The sequence below is a fragment of the Haloglomus salinum genome, from assembly GCF_024298825.1.
Lineage (GTDB): Archaea > Halobacteriota > Halobacteria > Halobacteriales > Haloarculaceae > Haloglomus > Haloglomus salinum.
Genome location: NZ_CP101153.1, coordinates 3,612,948 through 3,631,061 on the forward strand (window position 1 = coordinate 3,612,948; position 18,114 = coordinate 3,631,061).

Annotated in this window: 15 protein-coding genes; 3 read left to right on the plus strand and 12 right to left on the minus strand. The window is 73.0% G+C overall.

The window, feature by feature from the left end:
* Positions 1–28 precede the first annotated feature (28 nt).
* Positions 29–304, plus strand: coding sequence for a hypothetical protein (locus NL115_RS17665; RefSeq protein ID WP_254830638.1), 276 nt, complete (start codon positions 29–31; stop codon positions 302–304).
* A gap of 116 nt (positions 305–420) precedes the next feature.
* Positions 421–1,335, plus strand: coding sequence for an amino acid kinase family protein (locus tag NL115_RS17670; protein ID WP_254830639.1), 915 nt, complete (start codon positions 421–423; stop codon positions 1,333–1,335).
* A gap of 30 nt (positions 1,336–1,365) precedes the next feature.
* Here NL115_RS17670 and NL115_RS17675 read toward each other — a convergent pair whose 3' ends face one another.
* From NL115_RS17675 to NL115_RS17725, 11 genes are all read right to left on the minus strand, one after another.
* A complete protein-coding gene (locus tag NL115_RS17675) occupies positions 1,366–2,697 on the minus strand; it encodes a GTPase (protein WP_254830640.1) in 1,332 nt (443 codons plus the stop codon).
* 56 nt (positions 2,698–2,753) lie between these two features.
* Complete coding sequence (locus NL115_RS17680; RefSeq protein ID WP_254830641.1) at positions 2,754–2,924, minus strand: hypothetical protein; 171 nt, start codon at positions 2,922–2,924, stop codon at positions 2,754–2,756.
* A gap of 62 nt (positions 2,925–2,986) precedes the next feature.
* Positions 2,987–4,354 carry a lipase maturation factor family protein gene (locus NL115_RS17685; RefSeq protein ID WP_254830642.1) on the minus strand — a complete coding sequence of 456 codons (1,368 nt, stop codon included), beginning with the start codon at positions 4,352–4,354 and terminating at the stop codon, positions 2,987–2,989.
* 77 nt (positions 4,355–4,431) lie between these two features.
* Positions 4,432–6,498: a VWA domain-containing protein gene (locus NL115_RS17690; RefSeq protein ID WP_254830643.1), complete on the minus strand. Its 2,067-nt coding sequence runs from the start codon at positions 6,496–6,498 to the stop codon at positions 4,432–4,434.
* Between the two features lie 35 nt (positions 6,499–6,533).
* Positions 6,534–7,487 carry an AAA family ATPase gene (locus NL115_RS17695; RefSeq protein WP_254830644.1) on the minus strand — a complete coding sequence of 318 codons (954 nt, stop codon included), beginning with the start codon at positions 7,485–7,487 and terminating at the stop codon, positions 6,534–6,536.
* Between the two features lie 227 nt (positions 7,488–7,714).
* Entirely contained in the window at positions 7,715–12,193 is a 4,479-nt protein-coding gene (locus NL115_RS17700; RefSeq protein WP_254830645.1) for a HEAT repeat domain-containing protein, read from the minus strand.
* Positions 12,194–12,305: 112 nt separating this feature from the next.
* Positions 12,306–13,442 (minus strand): outer membrane protein assembly factor BamB family protein, encoded by a 1,137-nt coding sequence (locus NL115_RS17705; protein ID WP_254830646.1) that lies wholly within the window; start codon positions 13,440–13,442, stop codon positions 12,306–12,308.
* Positions 13,439–14,395 carry a metallophosphoesterase family protein gene (locus tag NL115_RS17710; protein WP_254830647.1) on the minus strand — a complete coding sequence of 319 codons (957 nt, stop codon included), beginning with the start codon at positions 14,393–14,395 and terminating at the stop codon, positions 13,439–13,441. Before NL115_RS17710 ends, NL115_RS17705 begins: the two co-directional genes overlap by 4 nt.
* A complete protein-coding gene (locus NL115_RS17715; RefSeq protein WP_254830648.1) occupies positions 14,388–14,960 on the minus strand; it encodes a metallophosphoesterase in 573 nt (190 codons plus the stop codon). Before NL115_RS17715 ends, NL115_RS17710 begins: the two co-directional genes overlap by 8 nt.
* Before the next feature lie 83 nt (positions 14,961–15,043).
* A complete protein-coding gene (locus NL115_RS17720; protein ID WP_254830649.1) occupies positions 15,044–15,985 on the minus strand; it encodes a hypothetical protein in 942 nt (313 codons plus the stop codon).
* 81 nt (positions 15,986–16,066) lie between these two features.
* A complete protein-coding gene (locus NL115_RS17725; protein WP_254830650.1) occupies positions 16,067–16,567 on the minus strand; it encodes a Fic family protein in 501 nt (166 codons plus the stop codon).
* Between the two features lie 118 nt (positions 16,568–16,685).
* On the opposite strand from NL115_RS17725, the gene NL115_RS17730 reads away from it, so the two are divergent.
* A complete protein-coding gene (locus NL115_RS17730) occupies positions 16,686–17,168 on the plus strand; it encodes a nucleoside-diphosphate kinase (RefSeq protein ID WP_254830651.1) in 483 nt (160 codons plus the stop codon).
* Between the two features lie 63 nt (positions 17,169–17,231).
* Here the strand turns inward: NL115_RS17730 and NL115_RS17735 are convergent, their stop codons facing one another.
* Positions 17,232–18,065, minus strand: a complete 834-nt coding sequence (locus NL115_RS17735; protein WP_254830652.1) for a DUF7839 domain-containing protein — start codon at positions 18,063–18,065, stop codon at positions 17,232–17,234.
* Between the last annotated feature and the right edge of the window lie 49 nt (positions 18,066–18,114).

The window sequence follows — 18,114 nt, forward strand, 5'->3', positions numbered from 1 at the left end:
GATGGTGAACGGGTGGTCAATAGCAGGTATGGTGGGAGGATTCGCGTGTGCCCACTGCGACCAGCTCTACCAGGAGCGGCCGGGGGCCTGTCACGAATGCGGCCACGAGGGGATGGAGACGCTCACGTTCAGCGAGTTCCGCCAGCGCCGACGGGCCGGTGACGAACCCTGGTCCGACTCGGGCACGGGACGGGGACGACTCCGGACGGCCGCACTGGTCGTCCTGGCCCTGGGGCTCGTTGCCGTCGGACTGGCCGCCATCGGGATGGGGACGATGGCGATGGGCGTCACCGTCCCGTTCTGACTCGGCGGACGCGGCCCTGTCTCGCCTGCACCGCGTAGCTACGGGGGCATCCCCGAGTGCGGTTCGCTCCCGGGGAGGCCACCGATTTTTGCTCCGGCGGTTCGTGGGTGCCGGACGTGTCGCGAGCCGTCATCGCCATCGGTGGGAACGCCATCGCCGAGTCCGGCGCGGACGAGTGGGACGAACAGGTCGCCACCGTCCGCGAGACGGTCGGCGAACTCGCACCGCTCGTCCGTGACCGCTACGACGAGGTCGTATTCACCCACGGGAACGGCCCGCAGGTGGGGAACCGCCTGCTCGAACAGGAGGCCTCCGACGAGACGCCGTCGCTGCCGCTCGACGTACTGGTCGCCGAGACACAGGCACAGCTCGGCTACGCCCTCCAGCGAGCGCTCGACGGGCACCTCGACCGGAGCGTCGCGTCGCTGGTGACGCTGGTCGCCGTCGACCGCGAGGCGTTCGAGGCCGCCGAGCCGACCAAGCCGGTCGGGCCGTGGTACACCGCCGCCGAGGCCGAGTCGAAGCCATTCGAGACCCGCGCGGTCGGCGACGGCGAGCGGCCCTACCGGCGCGTGGTCCGCTCGCCGCGCCCAGAGCGCATCGTCGAGGCCCCCGAGATCGAGGCTATCCTCGACGCCGGCCACTCGCTCGTCTGCGGGGGCGGGGGTGGCGTTCCCGTCGTCGAACAGCCATCGGGCGGGTTCGAGGGCGTTCCCGCCGTCGTGGACAAGGATTACACCACCCGGCAGGTCGCCGAGGTGGTCGACGCGACGGACCTCGTCTTCCTCACCGACGTTCCACACATCTGTGTGGGTTACGGCACCGACGAGGAGCGAGCCCTGACGGACGTGTCGGCGGCCGCCCTCCGGGACCACCTCGAAGCCGGCGAGTTCCCGGAGGGCTCGATGGGGCCGAAGGTCTGGGCCTGCCTGGCGTTCCTCGACGGGGGCGGGGAACGGGCCATCGTCGTACATCCGGACGACGTGGCCGCGGCCGTCGAGGGTGAGGCCGGCACCCGAATCCACGGCTGAGAGGCGCGCGTCAGTATATCGCGAGCCCGGTCAGCTGCCGAGCAGGCCCGCGTACCGGTCGAGCAGGCCGTCGAACGTCGTGTCGTGGAGGTCGACCTCGTAGGTCACGTCCACGATGGGGGCATCCACGTCCACCCGCCGCGAGAGGTCGTGGGGCGTCCCCGAGACCACGACCTGGGGGTCGACGTTGCGGATGGTCGCCTCCAGGTCGGCGACCTGCTGGTCGCTGTAGCCCATCGCCGGGAGCACACGGTCGAGGTGTGGATAGCGCTCGAGCACGTCCGCGATGGAGCCGACGGCGCCGCTGCGGGGGTCGAGGCGTTCGGCCGCGCCGTACCGGTCGGCGGCGACGGCCCCCGCGCCGTGGCTCGCGTCGCCGTGGGTGAGTGTCGGACCGTCCTCGACGACGAGCACCGACGCCCCCTCGACGAGCGAGGGGTCATCGACGGTCACGACGGAGTCGGCGTGGAACAGGTCGGCGCCGGGGGCGAGGTCTCGGACGTTCACCGCGACCTGCTCGATGTCGTCGGGGTCGGCGCTGTTCTCCTTGTTCGAGACGACGGCGTCGGCGCGCCGGAGGTTCGTCTCGCCGGGATGGTAGCGGGTCTCGTCACCCGGGCGGAGCGGGTCCACGAGCACGACGTGCAGGTCCGGGCGGACGAAGGGGAGTTCGTTGTTCCCGCCGTCCCAGACGAGCACGTCCGCCTCCTCGGCTGCGGCCGAGATGACATCGGCGTAGTCGACACCCGCGAAGACGACGTGGCCGGCGTCGATGTGTTGTTCGTACTCCTCGCGCTCCTCGATGGTCACGTCCGCGGCATCCAGGTCCTCGTGCGAGCCGAACCGCTGGACGCGGCTCTCGGCCAGGTCGCCGTACGGCATCGGTTCGCGGACGATACTCACGTCGAGCCCACGCCCCGAGAGCGCGTCCGCGAACGCGCCGGCGACCTGCGACTTGCCACACCCGGTGCGCACGGCGTCGACCGCCACGACGGGCACGTCGGCGTCCAGACAGATGTCCTCGGGCCCGAGGATGCCGAACGACGCGCCAGCCGACATCGCCCGCGAGGCGGCGTGCATCACGTGTTCGTGGGAGACATCTGAATACGAGAAGTAGACCCGGTCGACGTTCCGTTCGCGGACGAGCCGCTCGAGGTCCGCCTCCGGCTCGATGGGGATGCCGTCGGGATATCCCTCCCCCGCGAGCGCCGGCGGGTAGCGGTCGTGCCCGCCCTCGACCTCCCCGAGGTTCTGGCCGGGGGCGCTGGTGAACGCGACCATCTCGATGTCCTCGCGACCCCGGAAGGCGACGTTGAAGTCGTGGAAGTCCCGGCCGGCCGCGCCCATGACGAGTACGCGCATCGGTGAGAGCGGCACGTGCAGGGGGTAAAAGGTTGGCCACCCGGCCGCCGCGCTGGTCACACCGCCAGTTCGGTGCCGATGCCGACCGCGAGCCCGAGACTACCGAGTAGCACGGCGACCAGGCCGCCGGTCCAGACGGGCGTTCCCCGCCCGACGCCGGCCAGCACCCAGAGGCCGCCGACGAGCGCGATGCCCCCACCGAGGATGTACTGGACGAACCGTTCCATGTCGGGGGCATCTCGCCCCGGGAACAAGAGTCACATCCTCGGGGGAGTCACGCCCGCGGTCCTCATCGCAGACCCGCCCCGAAGCGATGGCTCCCGAGGTCTCCCTCCGAGATGGGCCGAACGTAGGTTCCGACCCGTTCGCGGCTCCACCACCGGCCGGTCTCAGCCCGCTCGGCGGGCGAGGTGAACGCGTAGCGGTAGCGGACGGCGCGGACGTGTTCGGGTGGTCCGTCCGGGAACGGGTCGTGGGCCAGCAGCGAGCGCGTCGCCTCGTCGCCCTCCAGTAGCTTCCGGAGGAACCGCGGGAACCAGGGGCTCCGACGGGGCGTGGGCGCCATCGCGGCGAACCAGAGCTGCCAGTCCAGCCGGAGGTGGTACGGCGCGACCTGTCCGGGGCGTTCCGCGGGGTCGGTGGGCTTGCCCTTGAAGTCGTACGTGCGCCACTCCGTGTCCGGGCCGGGGTCCTCGTCGGCGGTGCCCTGCACGACGAGCTCGTACCGGTCCCGCGTGATGGAGCCGAACGCGCCGTACGTGTTGACGAGGTGGAGCGGGTCGTAGGAGGTGTTCATCACCTGCGTCTCCGAGACCGTGTTCAGCGCCGGGCGCACGCTGAGCGCGAGGACGATGGTGAGCGCATTGAGCCACGAGAAGTTGCCCGTGAGCAGTAGCCAGCCCTGGAAGGCGATGGTCGCGACGCCCGCGACGGCCGCGAACGGCTGCGGTGCGAAGTAGAGGAACGGCACCGCGAGTTCGACCACGTGGTTGCCCAGCGTCTCGACGCGGTGGAACCGGTCGGGCAGGTGGTGGGCGTACCACGAGAGCGGGTTGGGGATTGGCTGGGTCTCGTAGTGGTAGTCCATACAGGTCAACTCGCGCCAGCAGTCGTCACCGCGGAGTTTGATGAGTCCCGCGCCGAACATGTTGCGAAAGAGGACCCAGCGCAGGAGCCACACGACGACCCCGGGCGCCGCGGTCCCGGGGTCACCGAGGAAGACCGCGAGGAACCCGACCTCCAGCAGCATCGACTCCCAGCCGTAGCCGTAGAAGACGCCACCCGCGTTGACGAACGACTGGTAGAGCGCCCACAGCAGGAACCAGAGGAGCATCGAGGCCGGGAGCGCGAACGGCGCCGGGACGACGGCCGGGGCACCGACGAGCGCGAGCGCCGCGAGCCCGACCCCGGCCCACGCCGCGACGGCGATGGCGCGGTCGCTCGGGACGTAGTAGAACAGGCTCGGCCGCTCGCGGAACTCGGCACGCTCGACGTACTCACGAAGCGGCCGGAGCCCGTCCTCACCGGCCAGGGGCCGGAACTGGAACGCCGCGACGAGGAAGGCCAGCAGGTAGAGCAGCGCCAGTCCCCGCCGGACGAGGAAGCGGGCGAACCAGTAGCTCCCGCCGGCCGGGAGCCCCAGCTCGGAGAGCACCATGCGCGAGCGTGAGTCGGGCGACGGACAAAGGCGTTGTCGACGGGTCCCTCGAACCTCCGGCCGTCGCGTCGGGCGGTTCAGCCCCGCCGGAACAGGGTCCGGACGAGCTGCGTGAGGGTCGTCCCGACGGCGTCCGGGTCGGTGACGACCAGCCGGTCGAAGAACTCGGTGTGGTCGGGGGCGGCGCCGTCGCCCGCATCGATGTAGACGCCGAACACCGGGAAGTTGCAGGCGTCGAGTACGGCCCCGTAGCGCTCCTCGTCGTTCGGGGCGCCGTCGGTGACGACGAACACGAGTGGCTCGTGGCCCCGTCCGGTCCGGACACGCTCGCGGGCGATGGTGAGTGCGGCCGAGAGCGGCGTGCTGCCGCCGACCCGGCCGCTCAGCAGCCGGTCGACGTGGTCCCCCGGCGTCCCCCCGAACGGCAGCTCCAGCCACGGCAGGCTCTGGTGGACCGACAGCACGGAGACGTCGACACCGACGCCGGCCATCGCGACCGCGAGGCGGGCGGTGGCGTCCTCGGCGGCCGCGACGGCCCCGGACATCGAGCCGGACCGGTCGAGGACGAGGAGGCAGCTGTAGTCCTTCTCCGGGCCGCGCTCGACCCGCTCGAAGACCCGGCTGGACCCCCGCCGGACGTCGACGACGCGCCGGGAGTCGAGCGACCCGACGCGGTGGCCGCCGCTCCGGGTCGCGCGGCGCTCGCGGCGCAGCTGTGTCTCCAGCGCCGCGGACAGCCGCTGTGCGTCCCGGGCGGCGGTCTCCCACCGCTCGCGGTTGCCGCTGCCCGGTTCCGGCTCCGGAATCCCGACCCGGTCCAGTTCCTCGGACTCGCGAACCAGCTCCAGCAGCCGCTCGGCCTCCTGCCGGAGCGGGTCCGAGTCGTCGAGCGCCCGGCTGGCGTCGTCGCCCCGCAGCGACCGCTCGGCGCGGCGGACGGTCCCCCGGTCGAGCCGCCCCGGAAGCACCTCCCTGCCGGGACCAGTTCCGCGGCCCGTCCGGTCGCCGGAACGCCGCGTCCCGTCCTCGCCCTGGTCGGCGGCGAGTCCCGGCAGCCTGTCGGCCGGGCGCGGGTCGGTGATGGCGACGGGGATGGCGTCGTGCGGTCGTCCGGCGCGGCGCTGGCCGGCCTGCAGTTGTGCCGGGGGGAGGGCTTCCAGCGTTGGGCGCACGGTCCGGAAGAACGCGGCCGCCAGGTCGACCCGTCGGGTGCCGTCGGGCTCGGCGAACATCCGGTCCATGTACGTCTCGATGCTCGGCTGTAACTCGACCAGCACGTCGTGGCGGCCGTTCCGGACGACGAGCGCCTCGTCGTCCGGGTCGAGGAGCGCCTCGAATCGACCGCTATCGCCGAAACCGTGGTCCAGCAGCCCGATGCCCAGCGCCTCCTTCACCGTGTACTCGAGCGGTGGCCCGTCCCGGCTCGCCACACCAGGTGCGCCCGGGCCGGTGCCCGAGTGGCCGGCGGGGGAGCCCCCGCTGCGGGCACCTGGCTCTCGGGCCGGGTCGCCGCCACGACCGGACCCCGCTCCGGCCGGCTCCCCGTCGTCGAACAGGTCGACGTACGCGCGGTGACGACGGCGTTCGCGCTGTGCGAAGGCGTCGTTCAGGACGACGAAGTCCTCACCGACATCGAACTCGGCGGCCATCTGCGCCTCGACGACGCCGTCCTCGGCGGCGTTGTAGACGGTCCGGAACAGCTCCTCCCACTCCGGAGCGATATGCGAGCGCCAGTCGCCGAACCGCTGGAGGTCCGAGTAGAGCACGTGGCCGAGTTCGTGGAACAGAAGGCCGACCTGGACGCGCCGGTCCCAGCGTCGGGGATGCATGTCGGTCCGTCCCTGCTCGATGCGCTCGGTCGGGAGGCGGATGACGTACGACTCCGTCACGAGCGGGCCGGCGCTGCCCCCGTGCCGCTGGCGATGTTCCGCCCCGGTCCGGGACCCGGAGCCGTCGTCCTCGTCACCGGTGTCGGCGGGGCGGCAGGACGCCTCACGCTCCGTGAAGCTGACCGACACGTCGACCGACCGTGGCGTGCAGATGTTCGCCAGCCGCTCGAGTTCCCGACGGTTCTCCGCGGAGCGGCGGTCGGGCAGCGCGAGCCGGGAGAGCCGGCCGGGGTCGGTGTCCGGGGTCAGATACATGTGTGTTCCTCGGGAGGTGGATGCGGGCCAACCGCTCAGAGCTGTTTGTCGATGAGCGTCTCGACCAGCGACTCGTCGTGGGCATGGACGCGAGCGAGCAGTTCGCTCCGCGTCGCGGTCACGAGGTCCATGAAACCGTCCTCCATGAACGTCGCGATGCGGACGAGTTCGCGGGTGGTGATGGGCGTCGACAGCTCGCCGTCGAGATACGCCTCCCGGAGCCGACCGGCGAACGCGACCAGTCGCTCGACATCGGGCTCGCGCTCGCGGGAGAGGTCACTCCGGCGGAACACCAGGTCGACCTCCAGCTCCGCGGGGAGGTAGTCGAGTTCGACGTGCCGGAAGCGGTCCTCGAACGCCGCGTTCAGCTCGTAGGTGCCCTGATACCCCGGATTGGCCGTGGCGACGACGCGGAACTCCTCGTGCGGGATGATGGTCTCGCCGGTCTGTGGGATCGTCAGCGACCGGGTCCGGTGGCTCTCCATCACGGCGTTGAGCGCGGCGACCGTGTTGGCGTCGGCGGCGTTGATCTCGTCGAGCAGGAGCACCCCGCCCTCGCGGACCGCCCGGGTCAGCGGGCCGTCGACCCACTCGGTCACGCTCTCGCCGCCCGGCGCCGTCACGAGGTGCATGTGCCCGAGCAGGTCCTCGCGGTAGGTCGTCTCGGAGAGGGTGATCCGGTAGAGCGGCCGGTTCGTCCGGGCACAGAGGTAGCGCGCGAGGAAGCTCTTGCCGACGCCGGGTGGTCCCTTGAGGACGACGTTCATCGACGCCTCCAGCGCCCGTGTGACGATGTCGACGTCCGTGTGGTCGCTCGTGGCTGGCCGGTGGAAGTAGGCGTCCTCTTCGACCTCGGGCACCTGCTCGTGGCTCACGTCCTCGAGGACGGTCAGGTGGCCGAACGTCGTCTCGGTCGGGGCGCCCGCCTCGGTGGGGCGGCCGCCGAACGTGTCCGTGTCGGTCTCGTGAGTGGGGTCACTCCCGGTCATGATAGGTGGCTGCGGCGCGGCGTCGGTCGCGGCACCGTCGGGCCTCGACAGTCCCCGGCCCGGCCCCCGCCGTGAAGCAGTACCCGACACTCCCAGCGGGAGTGACAAATGCCTTGTCCAGGAGTGGGGGCCGATACCATATGCCGGGAGGCGGGCCACCGGGACGGGCGACGGTCGCCCCGCTCGGGTCGCTCCACACCGGCTGTCCCGGAGTCGGTCCGCCCCACTCAGGCCGCCTCGGGGTCGGCCCGTCCCCGGAGGACGTCCAGTGCCGCCTCGGCGAACTCGTCGAGCGGAGTGTCCAGCCGGTCGGCCGCGGCCGTCAGTGCCTCGCGACAGTCCGCCCTGACGAACCGATGGCGGGCCCCGAGCACGCCCAGCGCCCGGAGTTCCCCGTGCGGCCCGTGGTCGGCTCCGACCCGGAGCCGGTAGGCGAGCAGCGCGACCACGCAGCGGACGCCGGCTCGTGTCTCCCGAGCGACGGTCGCGAGTGCGGTGCCCGCGGCGCGACGGACTCGCATCACGTCGTCTTCCAGCCGGCGGAACAGCAGTCCGGCGGCGGCGTCCGGGTCGAGCCCGCCTGCCTGCACCAGTGGCGGGATGGCCGTGACGGCGTCGACCCGGCGCTCCCACCCCGTGGCAGTGAGTTCCCGCCGTACCGGTGTCGCGGCCACCTCGGCCACCGCGTCGCCGTCCGCCTCGACGAGGCCACGGAGCGCCGCTATCGCCCCCTCCCGATGCCGCCCGTCGTCGTACATCTCGCGGACGGCGAGCGCCGCCTCGCAGGTGTCGAGTGCCGACTCGGCAACCGTGGCGGTGGCCTCGTCACGGGCCCCGCGCTCGGTGTGGACGAGGTAGCGAGCGACGTCCGCGGCCACCTCGCGGTCCGCCGACTCCTCCTCGAGATGGGCCAGGTGGAGCGACGTGCCGGTCCGGGCCAGCACCCGGGCGCCGAGCTGGAGCCACCGGTTCGTCACCGTCGTCTCGTCGAGGAGATGGTCGAGCGACGCCTCCCCCGGCACGCACAGGGTGGGCAGTGTGGTGGTCAGCGTCGCCAGCGCCGGGAGCGTCCGCCGAACCGGGTGGGCGGGACCGGAGAGCCGGTCCTCCCAGTCGATCTCGGCCGGGAGTTCGTGGAACGCCACGCGGACCGCGTCGGGGTCGGTGCGAGCCAGTCGTTCGAGCAGGTGGCCGGCCGACACGCGCCCGACCTCCCCGTCCGGGCGCTCCGGGTCCAGCGGCCGCGCGAGGCCGTGCGTGGCGTCGGCCGCCGCTCCCGCCACCTCCTCGGAGCCGTCACCGTCGGCGGCACCGTCGTCGTAGCCGGCGAGCGCCCCCACCAGTCCGGTCGCGAGCCGTTCGGGGCTCTCGACGGCGGCCGACGGAACGGCCAGTAGCGCGACGGCGAGGGTCCACCGGGTGTCGGGGTCCGTCAGGAACCGGCGTTCGAGCGCCGGCGCCGCGTCGCTCGCCGCCGTCTCGTCGTGGCGGACGACACGCGCGAGTGCCGCGGCCGCCCGCCGGCGCACGCCCGGACTGGGGTCCCAGAGGCGCTCGACCAGCGCGTCGACCGACTCGGTTCCGTCCGTGGCGATACCGACCCGACCGAGCGCGGTCACAACCGCCTCGTCGGTCGCCGGCGGTCCGCCGGTGGCGGCCCGGAGTGCGGGGTCGAGCGGCCCGACCGCATCCGGCACGACCCGGGCGAGTTCCCCCGCCGCGCGAGCGGCGTGCGCCACGACGACAGGGTCGGAGTCGTCCAGCAGCCCGCAGACCGCCCCGGCGGCGTCCGCCGGGGCCCGATGCCCGACGAAGCCGAGCGCCGTCGCCGCCGCCCGCCGGACTTCCGGGTCGGCAGCCGTGGCCGCGCCCACCACGTCCAACCCCTTCGCGGCCGATTCGAGCCGGTCGCTGTCGGCCGACTCCGCGGGGGTCGCGAGAGGTCGTGTCACAGCGCGGACGGCCGGGACCGCTCCGGGGTCCGTGTCCGGCGCGGCCCCGGTCGTTCCCGTCGCGTCGTGAACCGGTCGGTCGTCGAGCGCCCGACGAGCCGTGGCCCGGGTGTCTGGGTCGGGGACGGACCGGGCCCGCTCCAGATACTCGGTCGCGGCCGCTCCCGGCACCTCGGCGAGGGCCTCGACGACGGTCCGCTCGAAGGCCCGCTCGTCCGGGACGCCGTCGTTCACCCGATGGCGGTAGCTCGGTCCGGGGACGGGCGACGCATGGTGGACGGTCGGCACCGGATTGTCGGGCGGGTCGGGCGCCCGGCAGCGGGCGGCCAGCGTGGGGACGAGCGCCGGCGCGAGCGCCGGGTAGGCCGCCAGCAGCCACAGGGCCGCCAGCGGGTCCCGGTGGCGAGCGGCGTCCGACGCGTCGGCGCCGCCGGTCCCGACGCCGTCGTCCGGCGTCCGGAGTCGAGCGAGCGCCTCGGACAGGTATCGTGGGTCGGCTATCGCGATTCGAGCCAGTGCCCGCTGCGTGGCCGTGGCCTCGCACGCGGCCAGCGTCCGAACCGCGGGCGCCACCGCGTCGGCGTCGTGTTCCGCGACGGCGACCAGCGCTCGGCTCGCGTCGACGACCACGTCGGAGCCGGCGGTCGCCTCGCGAGGACAGGCGACGGTCGTCTCCCGGGCGAGCAGCGTCCGCAGGCGTTCGACCGCGTACCGGCGGGTGTCGAAGTGGTCGGCGCGAATCGCCAGCGCCCCGGCCAGCGCCGCCACCACACTGTCGTCGTGGTCGGGTTGCCAGAGGAAGGGCTTGATTTCGGCAGGACCGATGACAGGCGTCTCGGGTACCGCCGCGACCCCAGCCAGCACCGCTCGCGCCGCCTCCCGCCGCGGGGCGACCGGGCTGCCGGTGTCCGGGCCCTCGTCCGCCTCCCCGTCGCCGAACAGTTCCCCCAGCGACATGGACTCCTCCGCCGAGTCCTCTGCTGTCTCGTCGTCCTCATCGGCGGTGGCACCGGGCGGGGGCGCTCCGGCGGCGACGCCGAGCAGGTCGAACAGCGCGGGCTCCAGCGCCGCCGGCGCGGCGAGCGTGGCCGCCCGGAACGCTGCGGGCGCGTCGCCCATCGCCGGGCCACGCTGCCGGCTGCAGAACCGCTCGACGACGACCGGTGCCATCGTCGGGTCCTGCTCGACGAGTGTCTGCAGGGCCTCCGAGAGACGGTTCCGGGGGCTCTCCTCGGATGTCCGGTCGAGCGTGGTCGTCAGGGCGGCGACGGCGCTCTCACGGGCCGACGCCGTCGCAGCGCCGGTCGCGACGCGCTCCAGCGCCACCACGTACTCGGCGGGGCTCTCCGGGTCCTCGCCCTGGAACGCCGTGAGCACCTGCCCGACGGTCACCGAGGCGGCGTGTTCGTCGACACGGCCCAGGACAGACAGGACCGCCAGCGCCGCCGTTCGATGCGGGTGCCCCGGCTCCTGTCGGAGTACCCGTGCCTCCCGGTGGGCCAGCGCGGCGGTGTCGAGCGGCTCGAAGACCGGTTCGGGTATCGAGCAGCAGAACGAGACGAGTGGCTCCCGAGCGTCGGCATCCCACACCTCCCAGTGGGGCAGCCCCAGCAGGTACCGGACCAGTCGCGTCCGGAGGTCCAGCGGGACAGCGGCGAGCGACCAGTCCTCCACGCGCTCCCGCCAGAGCGCCACCGCACGCTCCACGGCGCCCCACAGCGAGGGTCTCTCGAGGAGCGCGTCGGTGAGCTCCGTGAGGAGTTCCTGCCGGCGCTCCGGGCCACGGACGGCCGCGAGGCGCGCGAGTTCGACGGCCGCCACGCTCTGTTCCTGCGGGTGGTACGTCTCGTCGTGGAGCGCCCGCAGCAGCGGCGCCCAGGCGGCCGCCGCGAGCCGCGGCTCGGCGGCACCGACCCGGCCGAGCGCCTCGTAGGCCGCCTGTCGCACCTCGTCCACCGGGTCCTCGGCCGCCACCGCGAGCGCGGAGACGACGCGGTCCGTCGTCGGCTCCTGGAACGGGAGCTGCCCCTCACGGTCGCGTGCGACCGTGGCGAGTGTCTCCGCGGCCTCCTCTCGGACCTCGGCGTCGTCGTGCGAGAGGCGGGCGACGATCGGCTCGACATCCGGAACCAGCGCCGGGAGGACCGTCCCGACGACCCGGAGTGTCTCCAGCGCCCGGCGCAGTGATTCCGGGTCGGGTCGCTCCCCGTCCGTCCCGTCCAGCGCCTCCACCGCGGCGGCGACGGTGGGTCGGGCCGCGGTGGGCGCCGTCGCCCCGGCGATACCGACCAGCCGGTAGCCGCCGTCCCCCTGGTAGATTCCCTCCTCGGCATGTGCGACGTGCCACGCGACCGCCCGCGTGAGGATACTCGGGACGCGGTGGGCGAGCGCGGCGAGCAGCCCCGTCACCGCCGGGTCCGCGTCGCCCATCCCGTCGCTGGCCGCTCGCACCAGTGGCTCGACGTTCCCCATGAAGGCCCGCGGACGGAGGACGGCGAGCGTCCGCAGCGTCAGTACTGCCGAGCCCGGGACCCCGGTTCTGTCGTTCCACTCGTACGCCGTCACGACGGCCGCCACCGCTCGGGAGGCCTCTGACGGGTCGGCACGGGCGGCGGCGACCAGGACCTCGTGGGCCGCCCGGCGAACCGGCGGCTCGCCGGGAAGGTGGTCGCTGGCCGTCTCGATGGCCTCGACCGGCGGCTCCTGCTCCAGCCGAACCGCCTCGGCCAGGCGGCGCAGCTCCGCGAGCGTCATCTGCCCGTGACTGCTCGCGTCACGTGTAAATCCCTTCGGGGGTCGTGCTGGCTGTGAACGCCCCCCGTGACGGAACCGACGACTCCCGTCCGGGGTCGGACGAAGGGCGCCATCAGCCGTCGACGTACCCGGACAGGAACCCCGATGTCGGAGCGCTGTGCGGCCCCTCGGGGAGGGCTTCGCCGCCGACGAACAGTGCTCCATCGGCCAGCGTGGCCCGTGCCGTGGTCGCGTTCGACGGTGAGAGGTGGTACTCGACGTCGCCGTCGTACGTCAGCACGTACACCGAGCCGTCCGCCGTACCCAGGTGCAGCCGCCCCCCGACCGCCGCCGAACTGTGGACGTAATCGCAGTCGAGGTCTCGGACCCAGCGGACCGTGCCGTCGCCCACGTCGAGCGCGAAGACCGCGTTGCAGGTCCCCACGAACGCCGTGTCCGCCGTGACACTCAGCGTGCTGATGGCCGACCGGTTGGCCGGCGGCCCCTGTCCGTCACGGCCCATGTTCCGGAGGTCGTCGTGGAACGCCGGCCGGAAGAGGTCGGCAGTCCAGCGTGGCTCGCCGGTCCCGGCGTCGAGCGCGTACAGGTCCCCAGACCGCCGGCCGGTCAGGACGAGGCCGTCGACGGCGACGGGTGCCGTGGTGCTGTTGCCGTCGAGCGTCCGGCTCCAGCACGGTTCGCCGTCCGAGAGCCCGTAGGCCGCCACTCCGTCGCCGGTCGCGTGGAAGACGGTTCCCCGAGCGACCGCGGCGTCGCCGCTGGCCGCGGCCGCGTCCCACGCCACCGTTCCGTCGCTCGCGCGGCGGACGACGAGCGAGTCGTCGGCGTGACTCACGACGACACGATTCCCGGCGACGACCGGCGGCGCGCGCGACCCACGGGCGGTGCCCGCCGCCCAGCGGTCCTCGCCGGTCCCGGCGTCGAGGGCGTGGACCGTGGTCTCGGCACGCCCGAAGTCGTCGAAGCCAGCGACGAAGACCGCCCCGCTCCGGAGGACGACGGGCGCCGTGACCGTCTCTGCCGGGAGCTCCCGCTCCCAGACGACCCGCCCATCGGTGCGGTCGACCGCCAGGACGCGTCCACTCCGGGTCCCGGTGTAGACCCGCCGGTCGCCCACCGCCGGCCGGGCGAGGATGGGCTCCTCCGTCGTGTGGGTCCAGGTCGGCGTCCCCGGGCCGGCGAAGGCCGCGCCGTCGTGGTCGTGGCCTCGCCGCTCCGGGTCGGCGTTGCGCGCCGGCGGCCGGGTCATCGCCATCCCACCTCGACCGCCTCCGTGCGGAGGGTTCCGTCCCGGCTGACGGAGACGCTCGACACCCCGGCGTCGCCCGGGTTGTGGGCGTACGAGTGGCCGGCGGTCGTCGGCACCGCGGTCAGGCCGCGCTGGTGGGTGTGTCCGGAGAGGCAGCCGCTGACGGCGGTCGCCGCCAGGGCGAGGCGGAGCGCCACGGAGCCGAAGTGGTGGCTCCCGTCGTGGGAGTGCTGACCGCGGATGTCGAACGGCACACCGAACGGGGAGACGTGGCTCGCGATTACGGTCGGCTGCGCGTCCCCGAGCAGTTCGACGAGCGTCCCGAAGCGCTCGTCGAGGCGTGCCAGCGAGGCCTCGAACGCGGCGTCCGACGGGTCGGTCCCGAGGCGGTCGGCGAGCTGTGCCGCGCTCAGCGCGCCATCGAGGTACGCCCCCACTGCGCCGAGGAGGCTCTCGGCGACGGCCTCGGGCGTCCGGTGGTCGCTCCCGACCGGAATCTCCGGGTAGTCCGGCGAAAGCAGGGCCGGCGTGAAGTCGAACTGCTCACAGCCCCAGCCCGCGAGCGCCAGCGACCAGCCCGCATCGACCGCCACCCGGCGGGTCTCACCGTGGAGCGGGTGGACGTTCGCCAGGCCGTCGCTCAGCCGCCGTGTGCAGGTGAGGGGGTCGTGGTTCCCGGGCACCGCGAGGACGGGAACGCCCCGCTCGTCGAGGCGCTCCAGGAACGCGCGGCCCCGTTCCTCGTAGGCTTCGCCCGCTGCTGCCGACGGGGCGTGTTCGCGGTTCTCGTCGATGATGTCGCCCAGCGATACCACGAGGTCGTGCGCCGCGACCGGGAGGTCATCGACCGGGTATCGTCCGCCCGTCGCGCGGAGGTGGAGGTCCGAGACGACCAGCAGGTCGACCGTCGGGCCCGCGACACGACATACCGGGCCGCCCTCGGAGTCAGTCATCGTCCCCCACCGTGCGCTCGGCGGCGGCCCGGTCGGTGAATCGCTCGCCACGGGCCAGGTAGTCGACCAGCCGGTCGGTCGCGAGCGGCCGGTAGTCCAGCAGTTCGACCGAGAGGTTGACGCGCCGCGTGTCGTGGTCGACGAACGGGAACTCGTCCGGCCAGTTGTTGTGGTGGTGGCCGTGGAGGAGCCAGCCCGCGTGGTTCGAGGGGCCGTCCGCCGGGTCGTGGACGGCGTGGAACGGGACCCCACGATGCTCGAAGCGGTACTCCTCGGCGAACCGGACCCGGTCCAGCCCCTCCAGCACGGTCCCGTCGTGGTTGCCCAGCAGGAACACCAGCTCGCCGTGGAGTTCCTCGAGCCAGTCCAGCAGCGCCGCGGCGGACGAGCGGATGGTCAGGTCACCACCGTACAGCACCTCGTCGCCCGGGTCGACGACCGCGTTCCAGCGCTCCACCAGCGTCTCGTTCATCTCCGTGACCGAGTCGAACGGCCGGTCACAGTACTCGATGATGTTGTCGTGGTCGAGATGGAGGTCCGAGACGAGATAGTCCACTGGTGTCACGTGGTCGGGCGGGTACTCGTAGATTGTGCCGGGGTGAGGGAGAGTGACACGGCGCGCGTTGCGCCCACACCGGCCGCCCCGATTCAGTCGTCCGCCCGCAGCCGCTCGACGGTCGATGCGATGGCATCTGGGGGCGCATCGCCCGGTTCGAGGACGACGGGCACGTCGTGTTCGCGGCAGAACGCGAGTACCCACGCCAGGCCGTCGGAGCCGTGGTCGCCGCCCGGCAGGCCGTCCGAGCCGTGGCTGTCGCCGGGCAGACCGTCGGTGGCGGGGTCGTTCAGGTGGAGCGCTCCCACCGTCCCGCCGGCGAGGGCGAGCATGACGAAGACCGGGCGCCACGGGCTGTCCGGTGCCGGCGGCTCGACGCCCGGGCCGATGCGGTCCTGCACACGGTCGTGGTTCGTCCGCAGGAACGACCCGAGCGCGTCCGCCAGGCGCTCGCGGAGCGCCCCGTCGAGTCGCGCCAGTACCGTCTCGAGCGCGTCGTCGTCGACCGTCGGCTCGCGCCGGTCCATCGGGACGTGGGCCGTGTCGACCAGCACGGAGACCGCGCCGAGCCGCGGGACCCGGTCGGCGAGAAGCGCCACCGCGGCCACGTCCTCGGGGGTGTGGTAGTGGCTGGGGTCCGGGAGGTTCTCGACGGCGAGCGGGTAGCCGCCGACCTCGGTGATGGTCTCGAGCCGGTCGACCTGCTCACGGTAGTCGAACTCGCGGGTGGTGTGGACCGTCAGCCAGTCGGGCGCGACCTCGGCCCCGAACGCCCGGTTGGTGAAGTCGGTGATGGTGCCCACTGCCCCCGGCGCGACGCTCATCCCCTGCGGGTGGGTCGTCCCGGGCGGGAGGTGGACGCTGGTGACGGCCGCCGGGTCGACCCCCCGCTGAGTGTACTCGTCGGCGAGCGTGTGGTCGGCCGAGAGGCGCTCGGCGTGCTGCCAGTCGAGTTTACATTCGAGGCCGTCCCCGAGGTGCGCGACGCTCGCGGCCCGCTCGGGCGACGCCGATATCAGGACGGTGAGCGTCACGGAGCGGGATTCCGGCCCAGGTCACGTAACCCTTCGGCAGCCGTGGCGCCGTCCGGCGTGTCGGGTCGGCCGCGCTCGACCTCAGTGGTCCGCCGAGTCGTCGGCGACCCCCGGAACGTCGACCTCGGACTCGAACAGGGCGTAGTAGCCGCCGCGGTCGGCCGCTCGCCACAGTATCGGCTCGGCGTCGAGCTGCCGGCAGTGCCACAGATACACCAGCCGCCCGATGCGGCCGTTCCCGTCGGCGAAGGGGTGGACTCGCTCGATGGCGACGTGCCACTCCAGTGCCTCGACGGGGTCGGCCGGCTGCCAGTCGAGCAGGCCGTCCATTGCGGGCCGCACGAACCCCGGCGGTGGCGGGCGCCGCCCGCCGACCGTCACCCGGACGTCGCGGTACTCCCCGGCGATTCCGGGCTGGCGGTTCCGGAGAATCCGTCTGTGGCTCTCCCTGACGACCTCGTGGGTGAGTTCGTCCCGGTCACGGAGATACGCCCAGGCGTCGAGGCTGTCCGCGAGGGCGGCCTCGCTCTCGACGCCCTCTATCGCGTTCGACTCACGCAGGTACTCGCGTACGTCGACCATCCGTCGCTCTGCGGGTACGTTCCGGGGCAGGCCCTTCAACGCTCCCCCGCCGTCCACGAGGCCGGTGGCGCCGCCGGGCCGGAGCAAACGTAATGACGGCGGCCCGACGGGTGGGCGTATGGAGACCATCGAGCGAACTCTCGTGCTCGTGAAGCCGGACGGTGTCGAGCGTGGCCTCGTCGGGTCGGTGTTACACCGCATCGAGCGGGTCGGCCTGACGCTGGCCGCGGTCGAATCCCGCGCGCCGGACCGGGACCTGGTCGCGGCCCACTACGACGACCTCGCGGACGAGCCGTTCTACGACGACCTCGTCGACTACGTGACCGGCGGGCCGGTGGTCGCCGCCGTCTTCGAGGGCGTGGAGGCGGTCACAGAGGTGCGGAAGCTGGTCGGCGAGACGGCCCCGCAGGACGCGGCGCCGGGGACGATTCGCGGCGACTTCGCCCACGTGAGCTACGGCCACGCCGACACCGCGGGCAAGCCGGTCAAGAACCTCGTCCACGCCTCCGAACCGGGGAGCGCCGAGAAGGAACTGGACATCTGGTTCCCCGACCGGGAGTTCCTGGACGTAGAGCGGGTGGATACGGCACACACGCAGTGACCACGGGCCGTTCGCCGGACGTTCGTCGGGAGCGCCGAACGCCCGTCCGCGCTGCCCGTCGCCTTACCGCTGCTCGCCGTCGACGACGTCGTAGCCGAGGTCACCCTCCCGGAGCGCGTCGGTGATGGCCGACAGTTCCGTGACACTCGCCACGACGAGCACGTCCAGCCCACGATGGGCCGCCTCGGTCACGGCCGCGGGCACGCCGAACCGGATGTCCGGGTCGAGGGGCGCTCGCTCGACGGCCGCCAGCGCCTCCCCCCCGGCGACCGCGAGCAGGTCCAGGTCCGCCGCCCGCTCGACGAGGGCGTCGGTGTCGACCGCGGCGCTTCCCCCTTCGTGGACGCGGGGGACGCTCACGACCCGGACCTCACCCCACTCGTAATCGACGAGCCCCTCGAACTCGGTCACGCCGACGTCCTGCCCGGCCTCGGCGCTCGTGACCGCCACGCCCGTCGCGCTGCCCGCGCTCCCGGGGGTCGCCCGCAGCACACCGTCGCGCATCGACAGCGACACCGGCTGCCCCTCGTCGATGGTGGCGGTCGCGATGGCGGTGTCGACCTCGACCCGCCCGAGGACGTCCTCGGAGACGTGGCCCACGTAGTCCCGGAGCGCCTCCGTCCGGGACATCAGCCAGTCGACGCCCTCGTTCGTCACCTCGTAGCGGCCGCGGCCGTGTTTCTCGACGTACCCCTCCGCGACGAGTCCCTGGAGGTAGTCGCTCACCGCCTGGGCCGTCACGCCGATGGCGTCGGCCACCTCCTGCTGGCTCACGGCCGGCTGGCGCTGGGCGATCTCCACGAGAATCTGGTACCGCGTCGCATCGCGCTTGCTCCGCAGGACGCCGGCGCGGTCGCCGGCGTCCGTCGACCCGCCGCCCGCCTCGTCGCCACTCATACCACCGTGTCCCCCCGCCGAGTGCAAGTAATTTTGGACTCGATTCCCG

What these genes read in the sequence shown, in the direction of transcription:
- NL115_RS17680 (WP_254830641.1), bottom strand. Translation starts at nt 2,924, where the DNA reads ATGGAACGGTTCGTCCAGTACATCCTCGGTGGGGGCATCGCGCTCGTC.
- NL115_RS17735 (WP_254830652.1), bottom strand. Translation starts at nt 18,065, where the DNA reads ATGAGTGGCGACGAGGCGGGCGGCGGGTCGACGGACGCCGGCGACCGC.
- NL115_RS17710 (WP_254830647.1), bottom strand. Translation starts at nt 14,395, where the DNA reads ATGACTGACTCCGAGGGCGGCCCGGTATGTCGTGTCGCGGGCCCGACG.
- NL115_RS17685 (WP_254830642.1), bottom strand. Translation starts at nt 4,354, where the DNA reads ATGGTGCTCTCCGAGCTGGGGCTCCCGGCCGGCGGGAGCTACTGGTTC.
- NL115_RS17695 (WP_254830644.1), bottom strand. Translation starts at nt 7,487, where the DNA reads ATGACCGGGAGTGACCCCACTCACGAGACCGACACGGACACGTTCGGC.
- NL115_RS17730 (WP_254830651.1), top strand. Translation starts at nt 16,686, where the DNA reads ATGGAGACCATCGAGCGAACTCTCGTGCTCGTGAAGCCGGACGGTGTC.
- NL115_RS17665 (WP_254830638.1), top strand. Translation starts at nt 29, where the DNA reads ATGGTGGGAGGATTCGCGTGTGCCCACTGCGACCAGCTCTACCAGGAG.
- NL115_RS17700 (WP_254830645.1), bottom strand. Translation starts at nt 12,193, where the DNA reads ATGACGCTCGCGGAGCTGCGCCGCCTGGCCGAGGCGGTTCGGCTGGAG.
- NL115_RS17675 (WP_254830640.1), bottom strand. Translation starts at nt 2,697, where the DNA reads ATGCGCGTACTCGTCATGGGCGCGGCCGGCCGGGACTTCCACGACTTC.
- NL115_RS17705 (WP_254830646.1), bottom strand. Translation starts at nt 13,442, where the DNA reads ATGACCCGGCCGCCGGCGCGCAACGCCGACCCGGAGCGGCGAGGCCAC.
- NL115_RS17690 (WP_254830643.1), bottom strand. Translation starts at nt 6,498, where the DNA reads ATGTATCTGACCCCGGACACCGACCCCGGCCGGCTCTCCCGGCTCGCG.
- NL115_RS17725 (WP_254830650.1), bottom strand. Translation starts at nt 16,567, where the DNA reads ATGGTCGACGTACGCGAGTACCTGCGTGAGTCGAACGCGATAGAGGGC.